This window comes from Enterobacter cloacae complex sp. 402C9 (genome assembly GCF_050030745.1).
Taxonomy (GTDB): domain Bacteria; phylum Pseudomonadota; class Gammaproteobacteria; order Enterobacterales; family Enterobacteriaceae; genus Enterobacter; species Enterobacter intestinihominis.
Genome location: NZ_JBLGUW010000001.1, coordinates 2,107,953 through 2,132,057, shown reverse-complemented (window position 1 = coordinate 2,132,057; position 24,105 = coordinate 2,107,953). Strand labels below are relative to the sequence as shown.

The 24,105-nt window shown below is 52.0% G+C and carries 26 protein-coding genes and 2 pseudogenes; 21 read left to right on the top strand and 7 right to left on the bottom strand.

Annotated elements, in window-relative coordinates:
- Positions 1-58: 58 nt before the first annotated feature.
- The 4 genes from ACQG1K_RS10255 to ACQG1K_RS10240 form a co-directional block, all read right to left on the bottom strand.
- Positions 59-1,438, bottom strand: a complete 1,380-nt coding sequence (locus ACQG1K_RS10255; RefSeq protein WP_045621671.1) for an MFS transporter — start codon at positions 1,436-1,438, stop codon at positions 59-61.
- A gap of 73 nt (positions 1,439-1,511) precedes the next feature.
- Positions 1,512-2,531, bottom strand: coding sequence for a Zn-dependent oxidoreductase (locus tag ACQG1K_RS10250; protein ID WP_108367509.1), 1,020 nt, complete (start codon positions 2,529-2,531; stop codon positions 1,512-1,514).
- Positions 2,532-2,545: 14 nt separating this feature from the next.
- Positions 2,546-3,760 (bottom strand): D-mannonate dehydratase ManD, encoded by a 1,215-nt coding sequence (manD, locus tag ACQG1K_RS10245; protein ID WP_165716121.1) that lies wholly within the window; start codon positions 3,758-3,760, stop codon positions 2,546-2,548.
- A 111-nt stretch (positions 3,761-3,871) separates the two neighbouring features.
- A complete protein-coding gene (locus ACQG1K_RS10240) occupies positions 3,872-4,198 on the bottom strand; it encodes a YnfA family protein (RefSeq protein ID WP_023300008.1) in 327 nt (108 codons plus the stop codon).
- A gap of 150 nt (positions 4,199-4,348) precedes the next feature.
- Here ACQG1K_RS10240 and ACQG1K_RS10235 point away from each other — a divergent pair, with 150 nt between their 5' ends.
- Together ACQG1K_RS10235 and speG are read left to right on the top strand one after the other, a co-directional pair.
- A complete protein-coding gene (locus ACQG1K_RS10235) occupies positions 4,349-4,687 on the top strand; it encodes a DUF1283 family protein (protein ID WP_045621668.1) in 339 nt (112 codons plus the stop codon).
- Positions 4,687-5,247 (top strand): spermidine N1-acetyltransferase, encoded by a 561-nt coding sequence (gene speG / locus ACQG1K_RS10230; RefSeq protein ID WP_023300006.1) that lies wholly within the window; start codon positions 4,687-4,689, stop codon positions 5,245-5,247. Before ACQG1K_RS10235 ends, speG begins: the two co-directional genes overlap by 1 nt.
- A gap of 17 nt (positions 5,248-5,264) precedes the next feature.
- Here speG and ACQG1K_RS10225 read toward each other — a convergent pair whose 3' ends face one another.
- Positions 5,265-5,975, bottom strand: a complete 711-nt coding sequence (locus tag ACQG1K_RS10225) for a YnfC family lipoprotein (protein ID WP_058676697.1) — start codon at positions 5,973-5,975, stop codon at positions 5,265-5,267.
- Between the two features lie 192 nt (positions 5,976-6,167).
- On the opposite strand from ACQG1K_RS10225, the gene ACQG1K_RS10220 reads away from it, so the two are divergent.
- The 16 genes and pseudogenes from ACQG1K_RS10220 (at position 6,168) to ACQG1K_RS10145 (ending at position 19,160) form a co-directional block, all read left to right on the top strand.
- Entirely contained in the window at positions 6,168-7,022 is an 855-nt protein-coding gene (locus ACQG1K_RS10220; protein ID WP_023306114.1) for a beta-1,4-mannosyl-glycoprotein beta-1,4-N-acetylglucosaminyltransferase, read from the top strand.
- A gap of 102 nt (positions 7,023-7,124) precedes the next feature.
- The gene (locus ACQG1K_RS10215; RefSeq protein ID WP_006808860.1) at positions 7,125-7,430 is read left to right on the top strand and encodes a DUF1161 domain-containing protein; all 306 of its coding nucleotides are present in this window, start codon (positions 7,125-7,127) and stop codon (positions 7,428-7,430) included.
- Between the two features lie 130 nt (positions 7,431-7,560).
- Positions 7,561-8,997 (top strand): annotated as a pseudogene (locus tag ACQG1K_RS10210) (DMSO/selenate family reductase complex A subunit); the annotation flags it as partial.
- Between the two features lie 179 nt (positions 8,998-9,176).
- Positions 9,177-10,475, top strand: a complete 1,299-nt coding sequence (locus tag ACQG1K_RS10205) for a tyrosine-type recombinase/integrase (RefSeq protein ID WP_367075152.1) — start codon at positions 9,177-9,179, stop codon at positions 10,473-10,475.
- Positions 10,476-11,712: 1,237 nt separating this feature from the next.
- Positions 11,713-12,165, top strand: coding sequence for a hypothetical protein (locus tag ACQG1K_RS10200; protein ID WP_367075154.1), 453 nt, complete (start codon positions 11,713-11,715; stop codon positions 12,163-12,165).
- A gap of 346 nt (positions 12,166-12,511) precedes the next feature.
- Positions 12,512-12,787, top strand: a complete 276-nt coding sequence (locus tag ACQG1K_RS10195) for a hypothetical protein (RefSeq protein ID WP_367075156.1) — start codon at positions 12,512-12,514, stop codon at positions 12,785-12,787.
- A 14-nt stretch (positions 12,788-12,801) separates the two neighbouring features.
- Positions 12,802-13,056, top strand: a complete 255-nt coding sequence (locus tag ACQG1K_RS10190; protein WP_367075157.1) for a hypothetical protein — start codon at positions 12,802-12,804, stop codon at positions 13,054-13,056.
- Positions 13,057-13,086: 30 nt separating this feature from the next.
- Positions 13,087-13,497 (top strand): hypothetical protein, encoded by a 411-nt coding sequence (locus ACQG1K_RS10185; protein ID WP_367075159.1) that lies wholly within the window; start codon positions 13,087-13,089, stop codon positions 13,495-13,497.
- Positions 13,498-13,576: 79 nt separating this feature from the next.
- A complete protein-coding gene (locus tag ACQG1K_RS10180) occupies positions 13,577-14,785 on the top strand; it encodes a hypothetical protein (protein ID WP_367075161.1) in 1,209 nt (402 codons plus the stop codon).
- Between the two features lie 89 nt (positions 14,786-14,874).
- A complete protein-coding gene (locus tag ACQG1K_RS10175) occupies positions 14,875-15,060 on the top strand; it encodes a hypothetical protein (protein WP_367075163.1) in 186 nt (61 codons plus the stop codon).
- Positions 15,053-15,325 carry a hypothetical protein gene (locus ACQG1K_RS10170; RefSeq protein WP_367075165.1) on the top strand — a complete coding sequence of 91 codons (273 nt, stop codon included), beginning with the start codon at positions 15,053-15,055 and terminating at the stop codon, positions 15,323-15,325. Before ACQG1K_RS10175 ends, ACQG1K_RS10170 begins: the two co-directional genes overlap by 8 nt.
- A gap of 242 nt (positions 15,326-15,567) precedes the next feature.
- Positions 15,568-16,596: pseudogene (locus tag ACQG1K_RS10165) on the top strand (molybdopterin dinucleotide binding domain-containing protein); the annotation flags it as partial.
- A gap of 10 nt (positions 16,597-16,606) precedes the next feature.
- Entirely contained in the window at positions 16,607-17,224 is a 618-nt protein-coding gene (locus tag ACQG1K_RS10160) for a DMSO/selenate family reductase complex B subunit (RefSeq protein ID WP_063929058.1), read from the top strand.
- Position 17,225: 1 nt separating this feature from the next.
- On the top strand, positions 17,226-18,080 hold the full coding sequence (locus ACQG1K_RS10155) for a dimethyl sulfoxide reductase anchor subunit family protein (protein WP_096217039.1): 855 nt from the start codon (positions 17,226-17,228) through the stop codon (positions 18,078-18,080).
- Between the two features lie 45 nt (positions 18,081-18,125).
- Positions 18,126-18,740, top strand: a complete 615-nt coding sequence (dmsD, locus tag ACQG1K_RS10150; protein WP_032624331.1) for a Tat proofreading chaperone DmsD — start codon at positions 18,126-18,128, stop codon at positions 18,738-18,740.
- A 108-nt stretch (positions 18,741-18,848) separates the two neighbouring features.
- Complete coding sequence (locus ACQG1K_RS10145) at positions 18,849-19,160, top strand: YebG family protein (RefSeq protein ID WP_022647976.1); 312 nt, start codon at positions 18,849-18,851, stop codon at positions 19,158-19,160.
- Positions 19,161-19,216: 56 nt separating this feature from the next.
- Here the strand turns inward: ACQG1K_RS10145 and catA are convergent, their stop codons facing one another.
- Both catA and ACQG1K_RS10135 read right to left on the bottom strand, forming a co-directional pair.
- Entirely contained in the window at positions 19,217-19,876 is a 660-nt protein-coding gene (gene catA, locus ACQG1K_RS10140) for a type A chloramphenicol O-acetyltransferase (protein WP_023300000.1), read from the bottom strand.
- Between the two features lie 86 nt (positions 19,877-19,962).
- Positions 19,963-20,847: a LysR family transcriptional regulator gene (locus ACQG1K_RS10135; RefSeq protein ID WP_367075168.1), complete on the bottom strand. Its 885-nt coding sequence runs from the start codon at positions 20,845-20,847 to the stop codon at positions 19,963-19,965.
- 114 nt (positions 20,848-20,961) lie between these two features.
- Between ACQG1K_RS10135 and ACQG1K_RS10130 the strand changes: the two genes are divergently transcribed.
- From ACQG1K_RS10130 to osmY, 3 genes are all read left to right on the top strand, one after another.
- A complete protein-coding gene (locus ACQG1K_RS10130; RefSeq protein WP_367075170.1) occupies positions 20,962-22,089 on the top strand; it encodes an alpha/beta hydrolase in 1,128 nt (375 codons plus the stop codon).
- Positions 22,090-22,388: 299 nt separating this feature from the next.
- Positions 22,389-23,132: a YoaK family protein gene (locus tag ACQG1K_RS10125; protein ID WP_063849261.1), complete on the top strand. Its 744-nt coding sequence runs from the start codon at positions 22,389-22,391 to the stop codon at positions 23,130-23,132.
- Between the two features lie 261 nt (positions 23,133-23,393).
- Positions 23,394-24,104, top strand: coding sequence for an osmoprotectant ABC transporter permease OsmY (osmY, locus tag ACQG1K_RS10120; protein ID WP_022647971.1), 711 nt, complete (start codon positions 23,394-23,396; stop codon positions 24,102-24,104).
- The last annotated feature ends 1 nt before the right edge of the window (position 24,105 follow it).

Below are 24,105 nucleotides of genomic sequence, written 5' to 3'. Positions count from 1 at the left end.
GCCATGTGGTGTGACATCAGTAAAAAGTTGTGTGACAGGTAACGCAAGATGTAAACCACTAGCGGCGTGAAGAGAGCGCGCCGTAGGCTACCGAGTCCTTATGAGGAGCCTCCGCAGCATCTTCGGCTTCACTCAAATCGCGGTCGCGCACTTCCGGCATCAGCAACGCGGAGACCAGCCCAATCAGCGAGTACGCCACCAGCATCACCACAATCGGCCACCAGGACCCGGTCATGTTGCAGAAGATCCCCGCCAGCACCGGACCAAAGCCTACGGCTACCAGCCCGCCCGCCTCTTTCGAAATGGCCATGCGGGTAAAGCGGTTCCGCGAACCAAACATCTCTGCCATGGTGATATTTTCCAGCGCGAACAGCCCGAGCACCGCAAAGTTATGAATAACGATGATAGAGAGCATAATCACGCCCGGCGCGTAACTCTTATCGACGATAATCGACAGCATCGGGTAAGCCAGAATAATGGCTGAAATGTTAAGGAGGATATACGGCAGACGGCGCCCCACTTTATCGGACAGCCAGCCCAGCAGCGGGATGGAGAGGAAGCCGAGAATCGAACTGATCATCAGCGCATCGGTTGGGATCGCCTTATCAAACAACAGCGTCTGCACCAGATATCCGGCAAGGAAAGTCTGAATCAAACCTGAGTTGCCGGCCTGACCAAAGCGCAGCCCCGTCGCCAGCCAGAACGATTTGCTCTTAAACATCGCACCTAATGAGGTATCCTGCGCAGCAACCGGCGCAATGGTTTCAGCGTCGTTAACCTTCTCAAACACCGGGCTCTCTTTAAGGTTCATACGCAGCCAGATGGCGAAGATCATCACCACCACGCTGGCGAGGAACGGCACGCGCCAGCCCCAGGCAATAAGTTCTTCACGATCGAGGGCAAAGAACATCACGGCCCAGATCGCCGTGGCGCTCAGCGTCCCGCAGTTGGTTCCCATGGCCACCAGCGAGGAGATGATGCCGCGTTTACCCTTCGGCGCGTACTCCGCCAGCATGGTACCTGCGCCGGAGATTTCTGCCCCCGCGCCCAGCCCCTGAATAATGCGCAGCGTCACCAGCAGCACCGGTGCGAAAATCCCGATCTGCGCGTAGGTTGGCAGGACGCCGATTAAGGTGGTGCAGATCCCCATCATGGTGATGGTGATAAACAGCACCTTTTTGCGGCCAATTCTGTCGCCCATTCTGCCGAAGATAAATGCCCCGACGATACGCGCGATGTAGCCTGCCCCATAGGTCCCCATCGCCAGGATCAGCGCCATGGCCGCGGATTGTTCAGGGAAGAAAATTTCATGGAATACCAGCGCGGCGCCAAGGGAGTAAAGCTGAAAATCCATAAACTCCAGGGCGGTGCCCAGCCAGCCGGATACGGCGGCTTTCACCAGGTCTGACGTACTTCTTTGAGGTTGTGCTTGAGTCATAATGGCTATCTCTGCAAGGTAAGATGCGTACCACTGAGAGCCTGTCTTCGCAGGCTCTTAACCGCGTGAATTATTATTGGTCGAACGTGAGCAAGACTTTGCAGCACTGCCGCTGGTCTTTTTCAAACAGTTCGATGGCGTCTGTAACGTGGTGATAGTCAAATGTATGGGTGACCAGTTTTTCAGGGTCGATCAGCCCTTTTTCCAGCCAGTCAATGACCACCGGAAATTTGTTGGCATTCAGGCGCGAAGAGAAGATCGACAGCTCTTTGCCGGTGATCCCCTGTTGCACGATCTGGCTCGGGTCGCTGGAGAAGCCCATCAGCACGATGCGCGCCGCCGGAGACGCCAGCGTAATCGCTTCCTGCAAAATGGATGGATGACAGGCAGCATCGATGATTAACGTCGGCTTGATGCCTTTTTCATCCAGCGCGGCCTGTAACGAGTGCTCGCTGTTGTTGAAGACCCAGTCTGCGCCGCTGCGTTGCGCCATCCCCAGCCGCTCATCAATGCGATCCACCACGATGACCTGCTTCACCTTGTAAACGCCCTTTAGCGCCTGCACGGTGACCAGCCCCATCGGGCCTGCGCCATAGATCAGCGCCACGTCCTGTTCGGTGGGTTTCGCCTGCCCCGTCACGTTGGCGGCAATGGTGAAGGGCTCAACCATCACCGCGTGTTTGTCAGGGATCGCATCCGGAATGTGCCAGGCATTTTTCGCCGGCACGACGGCGTATTCGCTGAAGCCGCCGTCACGGTGGACGCCCAGCACCACCAGCGAGGTACAAACGTTCGGTTTTCCGACGGAACACGGGTAGCAGTGTCCGCAGTTGATCACCGGATCAACAGACACGCGCTGGCCCAGTCGGGTGCTCTCCACACCTTCGCCAACCGCGTCTATTTCGCCAAAGAACTCGTGACCGATTACCCGCGGGTATTTCGCAAACGGGTTATGCCCGCGATAGATATGGCTGTCTGAACCGCAGATACCGGCGAGTTTAATTCTGACGCGGACGTCGCCTGCGCCCGGCAACGGGAGAGGACGCTCCTCAATCACCAGCGCATTCGGCTGTTGGATCACTACGCTTTTCATTATTCGCTCCTCGTTTACCAGTTCCAGAGGGTGCCGTCTTCCAGACGGGCCACCGGCAGACAGGCCGGTTCGTACGGGTATTTCGCTGCCAGCTTCTCATCAAACTCAATGCCCAGCCCTGGCTTGTCGCCCGGGTGCATATAGCCGTTATCGAAGCGCCAGCTGTGCGGGAACACTTCCAGCATCTGCTCTGAATACCCCATATACTCCTGCACGCCAAAGTTCGGTACCCACAGGTCAAAATGCAGCGCCGCGGCGTGGCAAATCGGCGACAGATCCGACGGGCCGTGTGAGCCGGTGCGCACCTGGTAGAGTGAGGCAAAGTCAGCAATGCGACGCATCCCGGTGATGCCGCCCGCATGGGTTATGGTGGCGCGGATATAGTCAATGAGCTGCTCTTCAATCAGCTGCTTGCAGTCCCAGATGCTGTTGAACACTTCCCCCACCGCAATGGGCGTGACGGTGTGCTGGCGGATCAGGCGGAAACACTCCTGGTTTTCAGCGGGAGTCGGGTCTTCCATCCAGAACAGGCGGTACTCTTCAATGCTTTTGCCGAATCGCGCCGCTTCGATGGGCGTCAGACGATGGTGCATGTCGTGAAGGAGATGTTCGTTGAAGCCGAACTGACTGCGCACTGCGTCGAACAGTTTCGGCGTGAAGTCGAGGTATTTCTCGGTGGACCAAAGCTGCTCGTCCGGCCAGTCGCCCTTGGTTGCAGGCTCATACGCCAGCCCTTTTCCTTTAGACATACCATAGGTGGTTTTCATACCCGGCACGCCGCACTGCACGCGAATAGCCTTGAAGCCCATCTCTTTATGACGGGCATAATCTTCCAGTACGTCGTCAATCGTGTGCCCGGTGGTATGACAATAAACCATCACCCCTTCCCGGGAGGCTCCGCCCAGAAGTTGATAGAGCGGCATTTTCGCGGCTTTCGCTTTGATGTCCCACAGCGCCATATCCACGGCAGAAATCGCTGACATGGTGACCGGGCCACGACGCCAGTACGCGCCTTTATAGAAGAATTGCCAGATATCTTCGATGCGGTGCGCATCGCGGCCAATCAGCTGAGGGCACAGGTGATCTTTCAGGTAGGAGGCAACGGAAAGTTCACGTCCGTTAAGCGTGGCATCACCCAGGCCGACAATGCCCTCATCGGTGGTGATTTTAAGGGTGACAAAGTTACGCCCCGGGCAGGTGACAAATACTTCAGCCCCGACAATCTTCATAATCCATTTCCTTACATCGCTCGTTGTGATGCAGGAAATTTACGCAACTACACTACTACCATACAAGTATAACGATCGAAAAATCAGTGGGCGATCACACTATGAGGACGACTATGCGCGTCCCCAGCCGGCCACGATGATCAACATGCCGCACAGGGCAACCAGCGCGCCTGCCCAGTCATACAGGCTTAGCCTGATGCCATCGACAAAGCGCAGCCACAGCAGCGCAGTACAGACGTACACCCCTCCGTAGGCCGCATAAACCCGCCCGCTAGCGGCCGGATGCAGGGTGAGCAGCCAGACGAAAAGGACCAGAGACACACCCGCCGGGATCAGCAGCAGCGCGGAAGCGCCCCGCTTTAGCCAGAGCCACGGCAAAAAGCATCCGATGATTTCACACAGCGCGGTCGCGAAAAAAAGCAGCGTCGTTTTGAACATTTTTCTCGTTTCGTGAGGATTGATTTAGACATCATACGCGATAATGCTCTCATCGTTCCCATACCTGCCGCGCGGGTATGACACCCTTTCGGATTGGTGTAGAATCCAACGGGGTAATCCGATTGTCTGCACCAGTTTAAAGGAAACGCTATGACTACATTAAGCAAACGCCTTTGTCTGACAGCCGCACTGGCGCTGTCCTCGTTCGCCTTCGCCGCAACGGCATCAGCCGAAACCAGCAAACTCATCATTGAGTCTGGTGACAGCGCGCAAAGCCGCCAGAACGCCGCCATGGACAAAGAACAATGGAATGACACCCGCAGCCTGCGTCAGAAAGTGAATAAGCGCGTGGAAAAAGAGTGGGATAAAGAAGACGTCGCGTTTGATGCCCGCGACAAATGCCAGCAAAGTGCCGACGTCAACGCTTACTGGGAGCCTAACACCCTGCGCTGTCTGGATCGTCGCACTGGCCGCACGGTAGCACCGTAATGTCGATGCCGTGTGACGTAAAGCTCCGTCCGCTGGAGCGCGAAGATTTACGCTTTGTCCACCAGCTCGACAACAATGCCAGCGTGATGCGCTACTGGTTTGAAGAGCCTTACGAGGCCTTCGTCGAGCTGTCCGATCTCTACGATAAGCATATCCACGATCAAAGTGAACGCCGGTTTGTGGTGGAGTGCGAAGGTGAGAAAGCCGGGCTGGTTGAGCTGGTTGAGATCAACCATGTTCACCGTCGGGCGGAATTTCAGATCATTATTTCACCGGAGCACCAGGGGAAAGGTCTTGCGTCGCGGGCGGCAAAGCTGGCGATGGATTATGGGTTTAACGTCCTGAATCTCTACAAGCTTTACCTCATCGTCGATAAAGAGAACGAAAAAGCGATTCATATCTACCGTAAGCTCGGCTTTATGGTGGAAGGTGAACTGATCCATGAGTTCTTTATTAATGGCGAATACCGTAACACCATCCGCATGTGCATTTTCCAGCATCAGCATCTGGCCGGGCATAAATCCTCCTCCGCCAACCTGCTTAAACCCACCGCGCAGTAACCTGCGCGGTATTATTCTTAATAATATTCAATGCTGTTTTTGATGGTGTACTTGCGCTCAATGGCAGGTTTAACGCTGTCATCGACGATAACCAGCTCACAGCTCACCGGGTTGTTGTGGCGATCGTAATCGCAACTCTGCTTTACATTGCCCATCGGTTTATCGTTCAACAGGCTTACCGCCGTATAATCCATGCGCTTACGCAGATCTTTCGACGGCATCGCTTTGACCGATAATCGCTGGTCGCCGGAGACCGTGGTTTTACCCAGCGGGTAGCCGTCGGCGTCATACTGGTACTTCACTTCCATCTCTTTGCTGTGCGCGGCAACCACAAACCCGTTATCGTCGGTGTCCCACGTCAGGCCGGCAGACGGCAGTTCCGCCAGCTGACATTTTCCCTGCAACTTCACCTTCTGCTGCTGGGTTTCCGCATCGACGTAGTAGTTAGCATCCAGCACCAGCGCAACGCCCGTGTTAGCCTCCAGATCGTGCAGTTCAAGGGTATCGAAACACCCCTCCGACGACATCGTTCCGGTCACGCGTTTAGAGACTTCACCCTTATCGTTCAACAGCGTCTGGGTAAAATCTTTCACCGGCCCGCGCAGAGGGTCAAAGTCAAACTCGTTCGAAAAGCTCGCCATCTCCGGCGTAAATGACAGCGGCGCGGTGTTGTTGTCACATCCCACCAGTACCGTTGCCAGTAGCGTTATCGCTGCGTATTTATTCACATCATTTACCGTTCAGAGAGAGATACAATCATATTAGCAAATACAGCAACTTACATAACAGCACTTCATTTGACTCTTTACGCTGTATAAATCCGTCATTTGCATTGACGAGACCTGCCAAAGTGGCTACTTTGGGCGCGGAAAATTCCACATTATTATAAAATTAGATTCTTAAATTTTCGGGTTAACATCATGATTTACGACTGTTTTTTGTACTATGACGAAGATATGTTGCTCGACATCAGATTACATACGCTCGCTGATGTCGTTGACCGTTTTGTCATTGTAGAAGCAACACACTCTTTTACGGGCATACCGCGAGAATTACATTTCGATATTACGAAGTTTGCCAAATTCAGAGACAAAATTATTTACGTGCCTTTTGACGCGCAGCCTATTTTAAACAGTGCTGACAATAACCAGGTTGATGCCTGGGCAAATGAAGCAGCGCTTCGCAACTCCATTATGAATGGGTTAAAAGACGCGGCAGACGACGATCTGATTCTGGTGTCAGACGTTGATGAAATTTTCTCTCCCGAGACGGTCAGGGCCATTAATCCACGCGCGCTCTGCACGACTATTCATCAAAACGTGTTCAACTATCAGTTTAATCTTCAGGTTCACAACATGGATGGTACGCCGAGAAAATGTACCTTGCCCCGCGCGACGTCCTATTACAACCTTAAGCATTTCTTCCACGGTGAGCCTGAATCTTTCAGAAACTGGAAGCGGGCACGCAAAGATAAAAACTGGTCATGGTTTAAATGGAACTGGCTAAAAATCAATAATAAGGTTGTGAAAGATGGCGGCTGGCATTTCTCCTGGGTAATGACCCCAGAAAGAATTTCCGAAAAAATGTCTACCATTTCTCATACCGAATACGATCTGCCGGAATTTAATAACCCGGAACATATTATGAAGGTTATCACCAACGCCGAAGATATCTGGGGACGAGACCGGAAACTGGTCAGGCAAGAGGTATCAAAACGCACCCTGCCTTCTTATCTGGTAGACAATCAGCACCATTATTCGCAATTTATTTTATGACGCAGGCGGGGCTCCAGGACAATTCAGAAAGAGAGACACAAAAACAAAAGCTTACCCTAACCCTGCTATGCTTACAGTCTACACAGTGAAAAGGAGCTACAGATGAAACGGTTACCCTGGATTACCGCCCTGCTGTTAATGAGTGCTTCACCTGCTATTCTTGCGGCCCCGGACTCCTGCGAGCGCGTGAAAAGCGACATTCAGCAGAAAATTATCAACAACGGCGTACCGGAGTCTGGCTTTACCCTGAACATCGTGCCGAACGATCAGGCGGACCAGCCGGATGCGCAGGTCGTTGGGCATTGCGCCAACGATACTTTCAAAATTTTGTACACTCGCACCAGTAGCGGAAACTACCCGGTAAGCGGTGCAGGTACGCAGGAGAATGCACCCGCTGAGCCGCAATGATTTTCCCACTCAATTCCCCTGAGTTGACGAGGATTAATATTTAATACCTCTAAATAAGTAACACTCCCCCCATCATTAGCCCGGTTGTAGTCACGGGTGAAAATAATTATTAACAATGATGGGGTGAGTTATGTCCGAAGTTGAACATCACGACGGGATAAGCCGTCGAACTCTGGTTAAATCTACTGCCATAGGATCTCTGGCGCTTGCCGCCGGTGGGATCGCATTGCCTTTTGGTCTGAAAAGCGCCGCCGCCGCAGTGCAGACCGCTATTCAGCCAGCGGAAGATAAAGTCGTCTGGGGCGCCTGCTCGGTAAACTGCGGTAGCCGCTGCGCGCTACGTCTGCACGTTCGCGATGACGAAGTCTATTGGGTTGAAACGGATAATACCGGCGAGGATGTTTACGGCAACCATCAGGTTCGCGCCTGCCTGCGAGGCCGTTCAATTCGCCGTCGCATTAATCATCCAGACCGTCTGAACTATCCGATGAAACGCGTGGGCAAACGCGGAGAAGGCAAGTTTGAACGTATCACCTGGGAAGAAGCGCTGGACACCATCGCCGCGAGCCTGAAAAGCGTGGTCGAAAAATACGGCAACGAAGCGGTCTACATTAACTACTCCTCCGGAATTGTCGGCGGCAATATCACCCGCTCCTCCCCTTACGCCTCGCTGGTGGCACGCCTGATGAACTGCTACGGCGGCTTCCTCAGCCACTACGGCACCTACAGCACCGCGCAGATCGCCTGCGCAATGCCCTACACCTACGGCAGCAACGACGGCAACAGTACATCGGATATCGAAAACACCAAACTGGTGGTGATGTTCGGCAATAATCCGGCAGAAACGCGCATGAGCGGCGGCGGGATCACTTACTACCTTGAACAGGCACGTGAACGGTCTAACGCACGAATGATCGTTATCGATCCGCGCTACACCGACACCGCCGCAGGCCGCGAAGACGAGTGGATCCCGATTCGTCCGGGCACCGATGCCGCACTGGTGGCAGGTATTGCGTGGGTGCTGATTAATGAAAACCTCGTCGATCAGCCCTTCCTCGATAAATACTGCGTAGGTTATGACGAAAAAACCCTGCCGGAAGGCGCACCTGTTAACGGTCATTACAAAGCCTATATTCTCGGCCAGGGTGATGACAAAACCGCGAAAACCCCGGAATGGGCGTCGCGCATTACAGGCATTCCTGCCGATCGCATCATTAAGCTGGCCCGTGAAATCGGTTCGGCAAAACCGGCCTACATTTGCCAGGGCTGGGGCCCGCAGCGTCAGGCCAACGGCGAGCAGACATCCCGCGCCATCGCCATGCTGCCGATCCTGACCGGCAACGTCGGCATTAACGGCGGCAACAGCGGCGCGCGCGAATCGACCTACACCATCACCATCGAACGTATGCCGCTGCCGGAAAATCCTGTGAAAACGCAAATCTCCTGCTTCAGCTGGACGGATGCCATCGTGCGTGGACCGGAGATGACCGCCCTGCGCGACGGCGTACGCGGTAAGGATAAGCTGGATGTGCCGATCAAGTTCATCTGGAACTTAGGTATTAATACCAATAAGCAATTAACTTACTGTTAATACTTAAGTTTCATAGAATTACCGGAAAGTTCTAAGCCCCATCCTGACACAAAATCAGAAGGGCTGAGACAATGTTACAAACATCAGTATTCAAAAAGAGCAACTCAAAGTATTACCATATCCGAATCAGAAGGACAGGCTCCCCGGTAAACCACATGACAATCTCCTCCCAATCTGACAGCTATTCTGAGGCCACACGGTTCATGATTAAAATCCAGCAAACAATAAAGCTGTTCTCTCTCGACCAGCCAGAAGCCACACTCGAAGAACTCAGAGAGCGCATTAAGGATGTGGCGGCTGATTGGCTGAGTCAGAGTGTCAAAGCGGGAGAGTCTGATATCTTCATTGACCAGTGTCAGGAGACAATGATTAACCTGCGCCATATAGCGGCAACCATGAGCCTGACCATTGACCAGCATAAAGCCATCACTGAGGCCGTGAAGATGCTCAAAGCGTCCCAAGGGCGTCTTAACGGCAAGGCTGATGCTCTGATAGGATTACTTGAAGAACAGCGCGGGGATGCTCCTGTTAATCCCTCTCCTGCTCAATGCTCTATAGTTGCTCCTGTGGTTGTAACTTTCCGCGAGCTTTCAGACGCTTATTTGTCTGAACATAAAGTGAACCTGAAAGCATCCAGTATCGCGGATTTAACTTCATCATATAACACCCTATGCCGTTTCACTGATGGCCTGAACCTTGCGGATTATTCAAGGGCTGAACTTGTGGCGCTCAGGGATTCACTTGTTGATGATGAATTTGCTGCCACCACTATCAATAAACTCCTGACCAAACTATCCACGGTTATTAGCTGGGCAGTGATGAACGGTCATATATCCAAAGATTACAGTACAGGTCTTAAACTCCGTGGGGCTGAGAGCCAGCGTAAGCCGTTCTCTGGTGAACAAATGGCGATGCTTACCGAAGCGCTTACAACAACTGAGAATGACGGTCAGCGTTATCTGGTGGCGCTGGGTGCTATTACTGGTGCTCGTGTCAGTGAGTTGGCTCAGTTAACGCCGAAAGATATCCGTGAAGACTCCGGGTTTACTGTCATTGATATAAATACCAACGATGGCAAGACCACGAAGAACAAAAGTTCAATCCGATTGGTTCCACTTACCGATGGCGCTTACGGGTTCGACCTTGAAGAGTTCAAAGCGTGGGTCGCTGGTCTGGATGCTGATAAGCCTATTTTGGGCATGAGTAGTGCTGGGGCGTCCAAATGGTTCAACAATGTCTACCGTAAGAGCGTTCTGGGAGAAACAGAGAATCTCACATTCCATTCCTTGCGCCATACACTGACAGGGACAATGAAAGCCGCTGGCGTGAATCTTACAGACGCTCAAGGGGTTCTTGGTCATAGCTCTCAATCGCTGGCCTTTGACCTTTACGGTAAGGGTCACGCTGTGGGAAGACTGGCAGAAGCATTGAAGGTTTCACTCATAGTGCGTTAGCAAGAATATAGAATCTTAATGCTTGTCAAGAGAAACCAATTGTCATCACTATGGGGAGAGGCTCACTGAGAAATCTTTGTGTCTGCCCCTATTCAAAGACACCTCAAATAAAAAGGGGTTAACTTTGCAAGCATCCTCAAGGCCATGACCTTAGAGACTCAGAAGATTGACCGTGTAGGCTCTGTGTGAGAGACAACCTATTGTAGCAACGGGAGACATCTGCGAGACCTAAGCGAGCTATGAGACAGCGAACAGGAACAATCTAAGAGACGGGTGAGACCACTCTTTAGACCTGCTTTCGTTGATGTGCTTGAGAGACCTTTTAGAGACTCTTAAAGTTTAATCTCAAGTTCCTTGATGAATGGTTATAAGACCATATTAAGAGATTAATAACTCTAAGACTCTTTAAGACCACACGTAGCCTCTGCTGGATTCCTTAGCGACATCTGGTCTATAAGCCCTCGCTTAGATATCATTGAGAGCGAATAGTGGTAATGGTTAACTAACCTCCACCCTCAATGAGTCCCTGGGAGCCTGTAAGCCTTAACTGAGCTGCCTATGGTCTAAGAGGGTCTCAATGAAAATCTTACAGAAAAATCTCTGTGGTCATGTAATAAAGAGCGCCTCGCCAGCTTCCCCCATAGCGCCCGCCAGTGGCTCCCTCTGCGAATCACTTTGTGACAACGTAACGATATCAGACAAATTCCTTATAGCTGTGGGCTTGTGTCACCTATAGTTCACTTGTGTCACCTCTACGAGCTAACCTATTGATTCATTGAGACTCGCTTAGTTTCCCTTGGACTGAGTTGGTTATCTGCTGGTTGTCTGCGTAGGTCTCTGGGTCAGCCTCAAGATAGTTACTTAATGTTATCATTATGAGTTGAATGATTAATTCAAGTGATGACCAGCGAGGTAGTTACCACACTAATAGTTTCAATATTAAATTACTCTGCCTGTGTTCCCTTATCTGTAGAGGCATCATTAAGATTGCCTATGGATTAATTGTCATCACTTTGGGGAAGCTCCCTAAAAGCTATCTCTTCAGGAGCCACTGTATAAACAATCAGCATCACTATAGAAAATAACCCTAAGATTCTGTCAGACGGTCAATCCACGACCTCTATCAATCCAAGCCTCTTTCTGTTTGCCATCTGCTGTCTCTGGTTGTCCCTTCATGGTGGGCGCTTGGTGCTGGCTGACAGGTGGAACAGATGGCAAAACAAAAGGAGTAACAACTATGAATAACGAATATCAAATAGCAATCTTTGGAACCGTCATTAAGTCGCAAGATGGCCTGTTCCGTCTCGATGAGATTCGACGTGAAGGTATCTCTATTGGCAAGGTAGAAGATAATGAGTCAACAATGGTTAACCGATTCACGAAGACCAAGGCGGGAAAGTGGCTCAGGGATAAAGATGAAATTCGTCTTATTCGAATGGGTGAATTAGGTTCCTCATGGCTGGCATCTCCTGCTGCTGCCTGTAACTTTGCCTCATGGTTAGATTTTGAGTATGGAATCTCTGTATCAAAAGCATTTATGGAAATGACCAATCTTGAAGCTGTCCAAGTGGCAGTTGCTGAGTCTGTTATTGAAGAGAATATTAAGACCTTTATAGCTGACCATAAAGAACGGGAGAAAGATAACCGCCAATATGCCCATTCTCGGTTAAAGAGACGTAATTGGAGTTAAAGCTCTGCGTTCCAGCGGTGAAATTTGCACGCTGAAAGTGGGTTAATCCGGGTAATCATTATGGGTCGATAGTTGGCCCTTAAACTCAAAGGACTATCAAAAGATGTGCTCAGTTTTGAGCGTATCTAATTTAATTGTCATCACTATTGGGAGACCATGAGAAAAACATTAAGATTACAGACATAGCCTTAACTCCTTCACTACTCATGGTCTCCTCCTTAAAATACTCTTGGCAATCGTCAGGAGTTCTTTAGCAATAAACGAACTAAAAGAACTTAATGAGCCTTAGAGTAAATCTCTGGGCTTCTTTCTGCATAAACGAATTAATCGAATAAGGAGGCTCTGAATGAAGACGCCACGTAGATATGACAATAAGAAACTTAGCATGGCGCTCCGCTCAGGCCGTGTCTCTGAAGCTCAAGTGATTGCAGCCTTCAACACCCTACACGGTGAGTCTGTCATGGTCGGAAAGCTCGTAGCTGACGCCCTGACCCACCTGGAGATTATCTCAGTCAAGACCATGCGTGACCTACACGGTGTTATTGCGACTGACCGTTATTACCAACAACTTTCCAAGATAACCCGTGAGACCGCCCAGGCTCTCAAAGTATCCATTAATTAAAAGGAGATAAATATATGTCCACCACTTTACGATTCAAAGTCAAGTCTTTTGTTAATAAAGACAAGACGACAGCTTACCGCTATTACTTCATTGATGATATATGTGCCATTACTGGTCTGACACCTCGCCAGATATTTCTCGCCTTCCCAACAAAGGGAATGACCAATATGGGCGGCATACAGACCCTCACCGAGGCATCCGTAAATCAATTGAAGCATGAACACCCCGAACTTATTGAAGCCTGCGAGAGCGCCTTGCAGGTTGACTAATAAACATCAATCAATAGAAGGAGAAATACTATGAAATACGGAATCACATTAGGTATTACAGAAGTAAACAAAGAGAAAGGCTCAATGATTGCTCATGGAATGAAATGGACTATCAAGGCTTTTGATGAACTGGTCATTGTTCCCATGCTCAACTCTATGACACCTGCCGATTCTGTGTGGGTGTTAAAGCAACTCGTGGATGCTGGCTTGCCTGTCCGTTGCTACAGCCAACATGTTCACGCTCTGGGTGAATACGTTCAGGAGAAAGCTGAGGCTGACCGCAAGGCCGCTCTGGAAGCTGACCGTGAGGCTCAACGTATCGCTGACCAGTTCGCTACACCTGAGCAAATCGCTAAGGCTAACGCTGAGCGTGAGGCTAATCGTCAGGCTGAAATTAAACGCGCTCGCTCTGTGATGGGTGGTGCTGGCGGCCTCTTTTAATAGCTGACCACTAAGAAACTTTAAGGCTCTGAGGGTGTTCCTCAGGGTCTCAATCAATTGAATAGAAGGAGAATAAATTATGGGTAACTTAAACGATGCAATGCCGGGTTCACAGTCTATGGGTATCAATCAGGGTAAAGGCAATAACACCACTGGAGACCGTCAGGCCGCTTTCCTGACCTCAGAGGCTGCTGCTCGTCAGGCTGCTAATCTGTCTCAGGGTCTCTCTTATGAAATCTCTGAGCATAACACTGGCGGCTCTATCAACTTTTCTACTCGTGACGGTCAAGGTGATGGCCTGATGGGTGACGCTCCGGCTCTGGTGACTGAAGACTACGTGAATGCTCTGGTAGAGTCACTGGATGACACCTTTAACTCTGATGACTGGAAAGATGCGCTGCTGTCTACTGGTATCAATTGTGAATGGCGTGAGATGAGAACTCAGCCTACCCCAATCACTAAGCACCAACTGAAACAGCGTACCGTTCATTTTGATTCCACTAAGCGATTCGTGGACGCTTCCAGTGCTCCCGCTGGTTCTGTGGGTTCCGGTAAGCTGGAAGCTGGTCAGGCCATTATGATGACCCCTGTTACCGATGGCATCCAGTTTAGTGCTGTGTCTCGTATCTATGACACCTTCCAGATGTCTGCTGGCTTCACTACTGGCTCACTGCTGACCGCCGTTAAGCTGGCCTGCGATGACATGAATGAGGCGATGTGTTCCGGTATCGTTGAGGTGCTGGATAAGTCACCGTCCCTGAAGACCATCAAGACACCTGTCCTGACTGGCTCTGACATGGCGGCTAAAGCTGATGCCATTCTCGACCTGATTGCTGAGAACATCCGGGCTACTGGCTTTACTGACCATATGTCTGATGCGGCTATCATCATTCCGAAAAACCTTGCGCCGTGTCTGGAGCGTCTTGCTCAACGTGCTGGCTACGGTTCCGGCCCTGAGGCTCTCAATGCGCTGATTGGTGGCACTTGTATGACCTATGACACCACTGAGGCAACCTCTACCAAAGGTAAGATTTATATCCTGCCTAAGTCCCTTGTGGGTCTGTCATTCCGGTCTCTGAAAGATGGCTCTGGGAAACAGTTCCATGTTCAGGCTACTCGTAACCCGTCTAAACAGGCGTGGGAAATTGAAATCACTGGCGCTGTGGATGTGCTGGCTCAGGCGTGGACTTCCGTTAAGGAAACCACTGGAGGCGCTACCAATACCGTAGACGCTACCATTCAGCATCTGCTGTGTCTGGACGTTGGCGCGACTGTTACCAATCCGTAAGAGGTAGACTCAAGGCTCTCTCTCGTTCCCCAAGACTCTTAGGGAGAGCCTTTATGACTGTCTTTTAACAACTTAAGGAGAAACACACTATGTCAATCTTAATTAACACACCTTCTGATTTTATCCGTATCAAAGCGGCCTACATCCTGACCGGGATTAATCCTGCTGAGATGGCTCCTCATGAGTTCGATAAGTTCGCCCAGGCGTTCAACTCGTTCACCTCTGAAGGTGCTGAGAGTTACGTTAAGGCTCTTGAGGCGGCTGACCATGAGTAATCGCTACATCCCGCAACCTACAGACCTCTCTCAGTATAACCTGAGGAGCTTAGGGATTTTCAATAATCGTCGTCAGCGTTTCATCAAGACTCATAAAGCTATCGCCGCTGGAGCGCCCTTAGAGTTGAGCCAGTTGAGAGCCTACGAGGATTGTCTTGAGTCCATGAAGAAAGCTATCTATGACATGAGCGAGGCTGAGTATGACCAGTTCCTCACTGAGTGCCTGTGTGTCGCTGAGTGGAGGATTGACCATGCGAAAGCCTAAGACTCATCCTGCTATCGCTAAGGTCACTCGTTATCGCTCCTATTGGTCATCTAAAAGATTCCCTGTGGTGAAATCTTCAGGACAATGACCCTGCCAGATTCTCAGAATCCACGTAGGAGCATCAATCTACTGACAACTGACGGTGACACAAAGTGGCTAATACTGACACAAATAGTGTTGACTTACCTGCCCAGTATGCCCAAGAATAGCGGTCTGCGGGACTTCTTTGTGTCTTCTGGTAGTTCATCTGGAACTATGCGGGTAATACCATCATCAACCAGCACTCTGATATCAACAAAACTCACGACATTTTGCAGGATGAGAGTAAGTGCGAAACGATCGTCGTTATCGACAACTTCATGACCTCGTCCGCGAAGTATGCCGATATTGTCCTGCCGGACCTGATGACCGTTGAGCAGGAAGATATCATCCCCAACGATTACGCCGGCAACATGGGATACCTGATTTTCCTCCAGCCGGTAACCGCCCCGAAGTTCGAGCGCAAGCCCATCTACTGGATCATGAGCGAAGTAGCGAAACGTCTCGGACCGGATGTCTATCAGAAATTCACCGAAGGCCGTACGCAGGAGCAGTGGCTGCGCTACCTTTACGCCAAAATGGTTGCCAAAGATCCGCTGCTGCCGTCCTACGACGCGCTGAAAAAAATGGGTATTTATAAGCGCAAAGATCCAAATGGACATTTTGTGGCCTATAAAAAATTCCGTGACGATCCGGATGCCAATCCGCTGAAAACCCCGTCGGGGAAAATCGAGATCTACTCCAGCAAGCTGGCGGATATTGCGGCAACCTGGGAACTGCAAAAAGACGAAACCATCACCCCGCTACCGGTCTATACCTCAACCTTTGAAGGCTGGGACGCGCCCGAGCGCAGCAAATTCCCGCTGCAACTGTTCGGTTTCCACTTTAAAGCCCGTACCCACTCCAGCTACGGCAACGTGGATGTGCTCCAGGCCGCCTGTCGCCAGGAGGTGTGGCTTAACCCTGTAGACGCCGAGAAGCGCGGCATTAAAAACGGTGACACGGTGCGCGTGTTTAACGATCGCGGCGAAGTGCGCATTGCCGCCAAAGTCACCCCGCGCATCATGCCTGGTGTGAGCGCGATGGGCCAGGGCGCCTGGCATGACGCCAACATGAACGGCGATCGTGTCGATCACGGCTCCTGCATCAATACCCTGACCACACACCGCCCGTCACCGCTGGCGAAAGGCAATCCGCAGCACACGAACCTGGTGCAGATCGAGAAGGCATAAGGATTAACCGATGACAACCCAGTATGGATTTTTTATTGATTCCAGCCGCTGCACCGGGTGTAAAACCTGCGAGCTGGCCTGCAAGGATTACAAAGATCTGACCCCGGACGTCAGCTTCCGTCGTATTTATGAATACGCGGGCGGCGACTGGCAGGAGGATAACGGCGTCTGGCATCAGAACGTCTTCGCCTATTACCTGTCGATTGCCTGCAACCACTGCGAAGATCCGGCCTGCACTAAGGTCTGCCCGAGCGGGGCAATGCACAAGCGAGACGACGGTTTTGTGGTGGTGAACGAGGATGTCTGCATCGGCTGTCGCTACTGCCACATGGCCTGCCCGTACGGTGCGCCGCAGTATAACGCGGCTAAAGGCCACATGACCAAGTGCGACGGCTGCCACAGCCGCGTGGCGGACGGCAAAAAGCCCATCTGCGTCGAGTCCTGCCCGCTGCGCGCGCTGGACTTAGGCCCGATTGAAGAGCTGCGCAAAAAACACGGCCAGCTTGCTGCGGTCGCGCCGCTGCCGTCTGCGCACTTCACGAAGCCGAGTATTGTGATTAAACCTAACGCCAACAGCCGTCCGACGGGTGACACCACCGGCTACCTGGCAAACCCGAAGGAGGTGTGAGATGGGAAGTGGATGGCATGAATGGCCGCTGGTGATCTTCACCGTTTTCGGGCAGTGCGTGGCTGGCGCATTAATCGTGATGGGCTTCGCCTGGCTGAATGAACGTGATGACAAGGCCAGAATACGCATCGTGCGCAGCCTGTTTTTTCTCTGGCTGGTAATGGGTATTGGGTTTATGGCCTCGGTACTGCATCTTGGCTCCCCGCTGCGCGCCTTCAACTCGCTTAACCGCGTGGGAACGTCAGCGCTGAGTAATGAGATCGCGGCGGGTTCGATCTTCTTTGCCGTGGGCGGTTTCTGGTGGCTGGTGTCGGTTATCGGTAAAATGCCCCCAGCTTTAGGCAAAATCTGGCTGGTTGTCAGCCAGCTCCTGGGTGTCGTTTTTGTCTGGGCTATGACCCGGGTCTATCAGATCGATACCGTACCGACCTGGTATACGGGCTACACCACGTTGGCCTTCTTCCTGACGATGGCTCTTACTGGCCCGCTGCTGGCCGCGCTGCTGCTGCGGGTCGCAAACGTGACATACAAAGGTACCCTTGCCGCGTCTGTCAGCGTACTGGCACTCATCGCCTGCGTGGCGGTCGTCGTGTTGCAAAGCAATACGCTGGGGACGATCCAGAGTTCTATCCAGCAGGCTAACGCCCTGCTGCCGGATTATGGTTCGCTTCAGGTATGGCGCATCGCGCTGCTGGCGGCGGGTTTAGGCTGCTGGATCTGTCCGCTTATTCGTCGTCAGGAACCGAAAACGCTCGGCCTGTTTGCAGGTTTCGTGCTGGTGGCGGGGGGTGAAATGATTGGCCGTGGGCTATTTTATGGTTTGCATATGACCGCAGGGTTAGCAATTGCAGGTTAACACAGGTGCGCGGGCTACCCCCGCGCACAAGTAAGGAAAGTTGTAATGAATGACGTCTCACACCGCGAATCGTTCGCGTTCAGCGCCCGGGTACTGGGCGCGCTGTTTTATTTTGCCCCTGACAGCGAGCAGACCGCACCGCTGGTGAGTGCCCTGACCGCAGGTGACTGGGTGCAGGACTGGCCGCTGGCGCAGGAAAGCCTGCAGCCCGTGGCCAGTATGTTTAAGAACCCGTCGGACGAAGCGTTGAAAGACGCCTGGCAGCGTCTGTTTATTGGCCCGTATGCCCTGCCCGCCCCCCCGTGGGGCTCCGTCTGGCTCGATCGCGAGTCCGTGCTGTTTGGCGATTCGACCCTTGCATTGCGCCAGTGGATGCGTGAAAACCATATCGCCTTTGAGATGCAGCAGAATGAGCCGGAAGATCACTTCGGAACGTTGCTGATGCTGGCGGCATGGCTTGCCGAGAACGGTCGCGACACAGAACGCGACCAGCTTATGGCCTGGCATCTGCTGCCGTGGAGCACGCGTTTCCTTAGCGTATTCGTTGAAAACGCGGCCCATCCGTTCTATACGGCGCTGGGTAAACTTGCCCAGCTGACGCTGGCAGAATGGCAGTCCACTTTGCTGATCCCGATTGCAGAAAAAACGCTGTACCGATAACAGCTCCTGGCTTGTACATCCGTTGTGTAAGCCAGGTTCGGACATTTTTGCTGCAACGCAGATCCGGAACTGCTATACTGTATATAATTACAGTGCTGGAGGTGCAAAATGGCTGTTGAAACAAAATTCGTGGTCGTAAGAAAAGGTGAAGAGAAAATGACTTTTGCCAGTAAGAAAGAGGCTGACGCTCACGACAAACTGCTCGACATGGCAGAAGCGTTCACCGACTGGCTGCTGCAAAGCGGAATGCAGATGGATGAAACGCAGGCGGAAAACCTTGGTCTGTATCTTGCCGAGCAGAAAGAGTCCGTGCAGCATATCCTGCGTACCAGCAAGCTTCCCGAGCTCAATGCTGCAACGGATAAAACAGCGCCAGAGGCGGATAGCAGCAAAAAAATCCGGGCCGTCAAAGCCGCCTGATCGTCAGAACGACTCATCACCTGTCCTGCTGCCGCGGGCCGGAAACGGCTCGCGGCTTAATAGTGCGGTAAATTATCACACAACTCTTGCAACTCGTTGATTAGTCTGGCCACATGGAAACCATCACAGACAGAATGATGAACCTGAACGGCGAAAGGCAACAAGACTTTTCCATCCTGGTTAAAGTATTTTCCAAACGTGAACATGGGCGCAAAAAAGTTCTGCATGTTAGCCACGTTGATATTAAAACTGGTAAAACTGACCCACGGAATATCCGATATGAAGAATATATTTTCCCGGTACTCTTCTTTGGGCCAGTAGGCAAGATTATCACCATAGCGAGAAACGTCTTCTGCATAAACGTTCTGAAAGTGATGAATATTCCCGTCGAAGTGACTCCATAATGATGAAAACGTCTCCGTCTCTTTATGGAAAAGGGTATAGCTGGGATGCACCTCATTCCATATTACAAGCTCATTATCCTTCATAGCCATACGGAACTCAGAATGGCGGTTAACGACTGTCGAAATAAGGGAAATAATCGAAGGATAAAATTTCCAGCCAACCTGTTTGATATGTTTCAGCAGCGCAGTGATATCCAGCTGAACCGTTTGGTTAATCGTGCATTGAGCAAAGCTCTGAAAGACTTCAAAATGTTCTTTCCTTGCCCAACTCGATAAGTCTACAGCCGTATATTCTGGCGTTATTTTTGTCATTTCTTTGCCTTAATTAAGCAGCGCTATATAAAATAGTAGCGTACCACAAACCCAGGAGCTGTATAGACCGTCGAGCAGAGGCTGCCTTAAATTTTCAACGTATCAATAACCGCTCTCAGCGCCGGGGACACGTTGCGGTGCGGATAATAGAGGTAAAGCCCGTCCATCCGCAGGCTGTAGCGCTGTAAGACGCGTATAAGCGTGCCACGCTCCAGATCGTCAGCCACCAGCTCAACCGGGACATAGGCCAGCCCGAGTTCCAGCCGGGCCGCTTCGGCCTCCATGTAGCTGTCGGAAAAGGCCCATTGCCCCTCAGGCCGGTGCGTAACTCGTTTCCCGTCCTGAACAAGCTCCCATTGATAGTGGTTACCGTCTGCAAACTGGTAGGCAATGCAGGGATGAGCATCCAGATCGGCGGGCGTCTGCGGGAAACCATAGCGCCGAAAATGCGCCGGGGCGGCAACCACAGCCATCTCCATATCGGGCGTGATGCGCACCGCAATCATTCCTTGTCCCACCTCCGGTCCCAGCCGGACGCCCGCGTCGAATCGCTCGGCAATGATATCCACGAACCGGCTCTCATTCATCAATTCCAGACGGATATCCGGGTAACGCTGTTTGAAGATAGCGAGCTTTGGCAGCAGACATTTCTCGATGGCGTGCTGGCTGGCATTAATGCGCACCGTGCCGGACGGCGTCTGACGGTAATGCGCCAGTCTGGTCAACCCGGTATCAAGCGCATCAAAGGCGGAACCGGCGGTCTGGTAAAGCTGTTCCCCGGCGTGTGTCAGCGACAGCTTGCGCGTAGTGCGCACCAGAAGCTGAACGCCCAGCCGCTCTTCCAGCTCGCGAACCGATCGGCTGATCCCGGATTGCGCCAGCCCGAGCAGCTGTGCGGCTGCCGTGAAGCTTCCCTCCCGCACCACCTGGATAAAGAGATACAGTTCATTATAGTTTTCCCGCTTCGCCATCATGCCTCGTCAATTCATATCAAATTGATATTAATCCTAGCAGCTTTTGGCCTCTAATCAGCACTATTTCTGCTAACTATAATGGCCTCATTACAACAACACACGGTACCTCTTATGAAAACATTCACCCAAAAACTGTCCGTTGCGCTGCTGTTATGCGCATCATTAAGTGGAGTGACAACAATGAGTTATGCAGAAACGCTAAATCCTAACGCCCCCGTTTCGATGGTGACAACCTGGGATAAAACCTTCGCCGAGAGCAATAAAGTCAACCACCGCAAAGTGACGTTCCAGAACCGGTACGGGATCACTCTGGTGGGCGATCTGTACATTCCCAGGAACCACGGCGACCAGAAACTGGCGGCGATAGCCGTCAGTGGGCCGTTCGGTGCGGTTAAAGAACAATCCAGCGGTCTGTACGCCCAGACTCTGGCTGAGCAGGGGTTCGTGGCCCTGGCCTTCGACCCATCCTACACGGGGGAAAGTGGCGGCCAGCCGCGTAACGTTGCCTCCCCTGACATCAACACCGAAGACTTTAGCGCCGCTGTGGATTTCCTGGGGTTACAGAAAGAAGTCGACCGTAACCGTATCGGCATTCTTGGTATCTGCGGCTGGGGCGGTATGGCGCTGAACGCGGCATCCATGGATACCCGCGTGAAGGCGGTCGCCATCAGCGTAATGTACGATATGAGCCGCGCGATGGGTCACGGCGTGGGCAACGGGAAAGATCGCTATTCAGCGGCCGATCGTCGGGCCGTGTTGCAGTATCTGAACGCGCAGCGCAGGAAAGATGCTGAAAGCGGCACTTTCGCCCATGGCGGCCACGATATTAATGTCGATGAGAATGGCAAGGTGACGGCGGCCGAGCGCATTCTGCCGGAAGCACTGCCCACCGATCCGCATCCGGTACTGAAAGAGTTCTATGATTACTACCGTATGCCGCGCGGTTTCCATGCCCGTTCCGTAAACTCCACCGGCGCGTGGACTGCGACCATGCCGTTATCCTTTATGAATATGCCGCTGCTGAGCTATGCCGGGGAGATCACTATCCCAACGCTGATTGTGACCGGTGAAAACGCACACTCTCGTTATTTTGCGGAGGATGCGTTCAAGGCCGTCGGCAGCAAAGAGAAAGAGCTGGTGATTGTTCCCGGTGCAAACCATGTTGATCTCTACGATAACGTCGCAGGAAAAATCCCGTTCGCGCAGTTTGAGCAGTTCTTCAAAACCAGTCTGAAATAACACTCTAAGCCCCCGGAAATCACGGGGGCATCTCTTCTCATCGTCGTGAATGACACCTATGTCTACACTGAATCAAATCCCATACCGCTACAGCGGGCGTACACACTGGGACGGTATTTTTGCCCGTCAGTCTGCTCGTGGCATTAGCAATAAGGCATTATATTAACAGGGTTATTTTATTTAATTACAAAACCTCGAATACCTCCCGTTGAAATAATAATTAAGCAATATCCTGGTCAGTCGGCGACATCGCTTTGTTAGCTTGAGAAGTCAGGCAAAGCTCAAACTGGAGGTATTCTTTGCTGATTAAATTAAAGAAAGAACGAACGCATCAGGAGGATCGTCGTCTTGCACTCTGGCTGGCGACCTCCGCGGGACTGCTGAATGCCATTGCGCTGGGCGCGTTCGGCTTTTTCCCCTCTCATATGACGGGTAATACATCGCAGTTATCCAGCGAAGTTTCCTCCACCGATCTCAGTGATATTCTTTTTTTTGGCGCCATTATTCTGTCGTTTGTCGCTGGCGCCATTGTTGCGCGGATTATTGTTATCTGGGGAATTATCCATAACGTCAGGCTGATATTCAGCCAGGTTTTATTTGTTGAAGGGCTATTACTTGCCGGGGTATCCCTTTATGAAATGTATTTTCACTCCTTCGCCACGAATCAGGAGATTATTCTTTTCCTGTGCGGTTTGATGGGAATTCATAACTCCACCTCAACTCAGCTTTCCGGCGGTCGGGTGAGATCCACGCACATTACCGGTACGCTGACCGATGCCGGCATTTCGCTGGCCTCCGTTATGGTCGCCATGCTGCGCCGGGATTATTCCAAAGACACGGCCGCGCAAAAGAGCCAGCTCAAAACCCATTTAACCACCCTTTTCTCGTTTATTACCGGCGGGATTGCGGGGCTGATCCTCTTCAGAGAGTTTGGATTCCACGCGATGCTGGCACTGGGCCTGATGCTGGTGTTTATCGCCGCCTTTTCAATCGTTCGTATCTCGTGGCGCGTTCGAAAGGTACGCGCCGCGCTTAGTCGATAGGGTGATCAGCACGCCTCAAGTGACGTTGTCACTTGAGGCGTGCTTCTTTAAGACTATTCTGCCTTCCCACTGACAGCCCTTACGCCATAAGGCTTAACTCAGGTTGTCACTAATTTCATAGGGTTACTGTTTTACCCCCTTTGCTGGAACCCTTCCGTTTCGCTTGCTATAGGTGAAGTACCCCTGCCGAAACATGGCATAACAACAGGCAACCGCAACAGGTGGTTGCTATAACGCATGCGCACAGGGAGACACACCGCAATGCACCCATTACTTAAACGTTCGCTGCTTTTTGTCGGCGCGATTATCGTGGTCCTCGCTCTCCTCACCTGGGGAATTGGACTGGAGACAATTAAGGCGCGCCAGGTTGACCTGCTCTACCTCGGTCAACAGCACCTGATTCTGGTCTTTTCATCAATGTTCTTTGCCCTGCTGGTGGGCATTCCAAGCGGTATTCTGCTGAGCCGTCCGGCGGCACGGGGTATCGCCGAATACGTGATGCAAATCTTTAACGTGGGCAACACCCTGCCGCCGCTGGCCGTTCTGGCGCTGGCGATGGTGGTGATTGGCATCGGTGATAAACCGGCCATTATCGCCCTCTTTCTCGCTTCTTTGCTGCCAATTGTGCGTAACACCTATGCCGGGCTGTGCTCTGTTCCCGCGTCGTTGCTGGAAGCGGCAAACGGCATCGGCATGACCAAATGGCAGCGCCTGCATCAGGTCGAAATTCCTAACGCCTGGCCGGTGATGCTTTCCGGTATTCGCATTGCCACTGCGATTAACGTCGGTACCGCACCGCTGGCATTCCTGATTGGCGCCAGCAGCTACGGCGAGCTGATTTTCCCGGGGATCTATCTGAATGACTTCCCGACGCTGATCCTGGGCGCGGCGGCCACCGCCCTGTTCGCCCTGATTCTGGATACGCTGCTGGCGGCACTGGGTCGACTACTGAGCCCGCATCTCGCGCGATAAT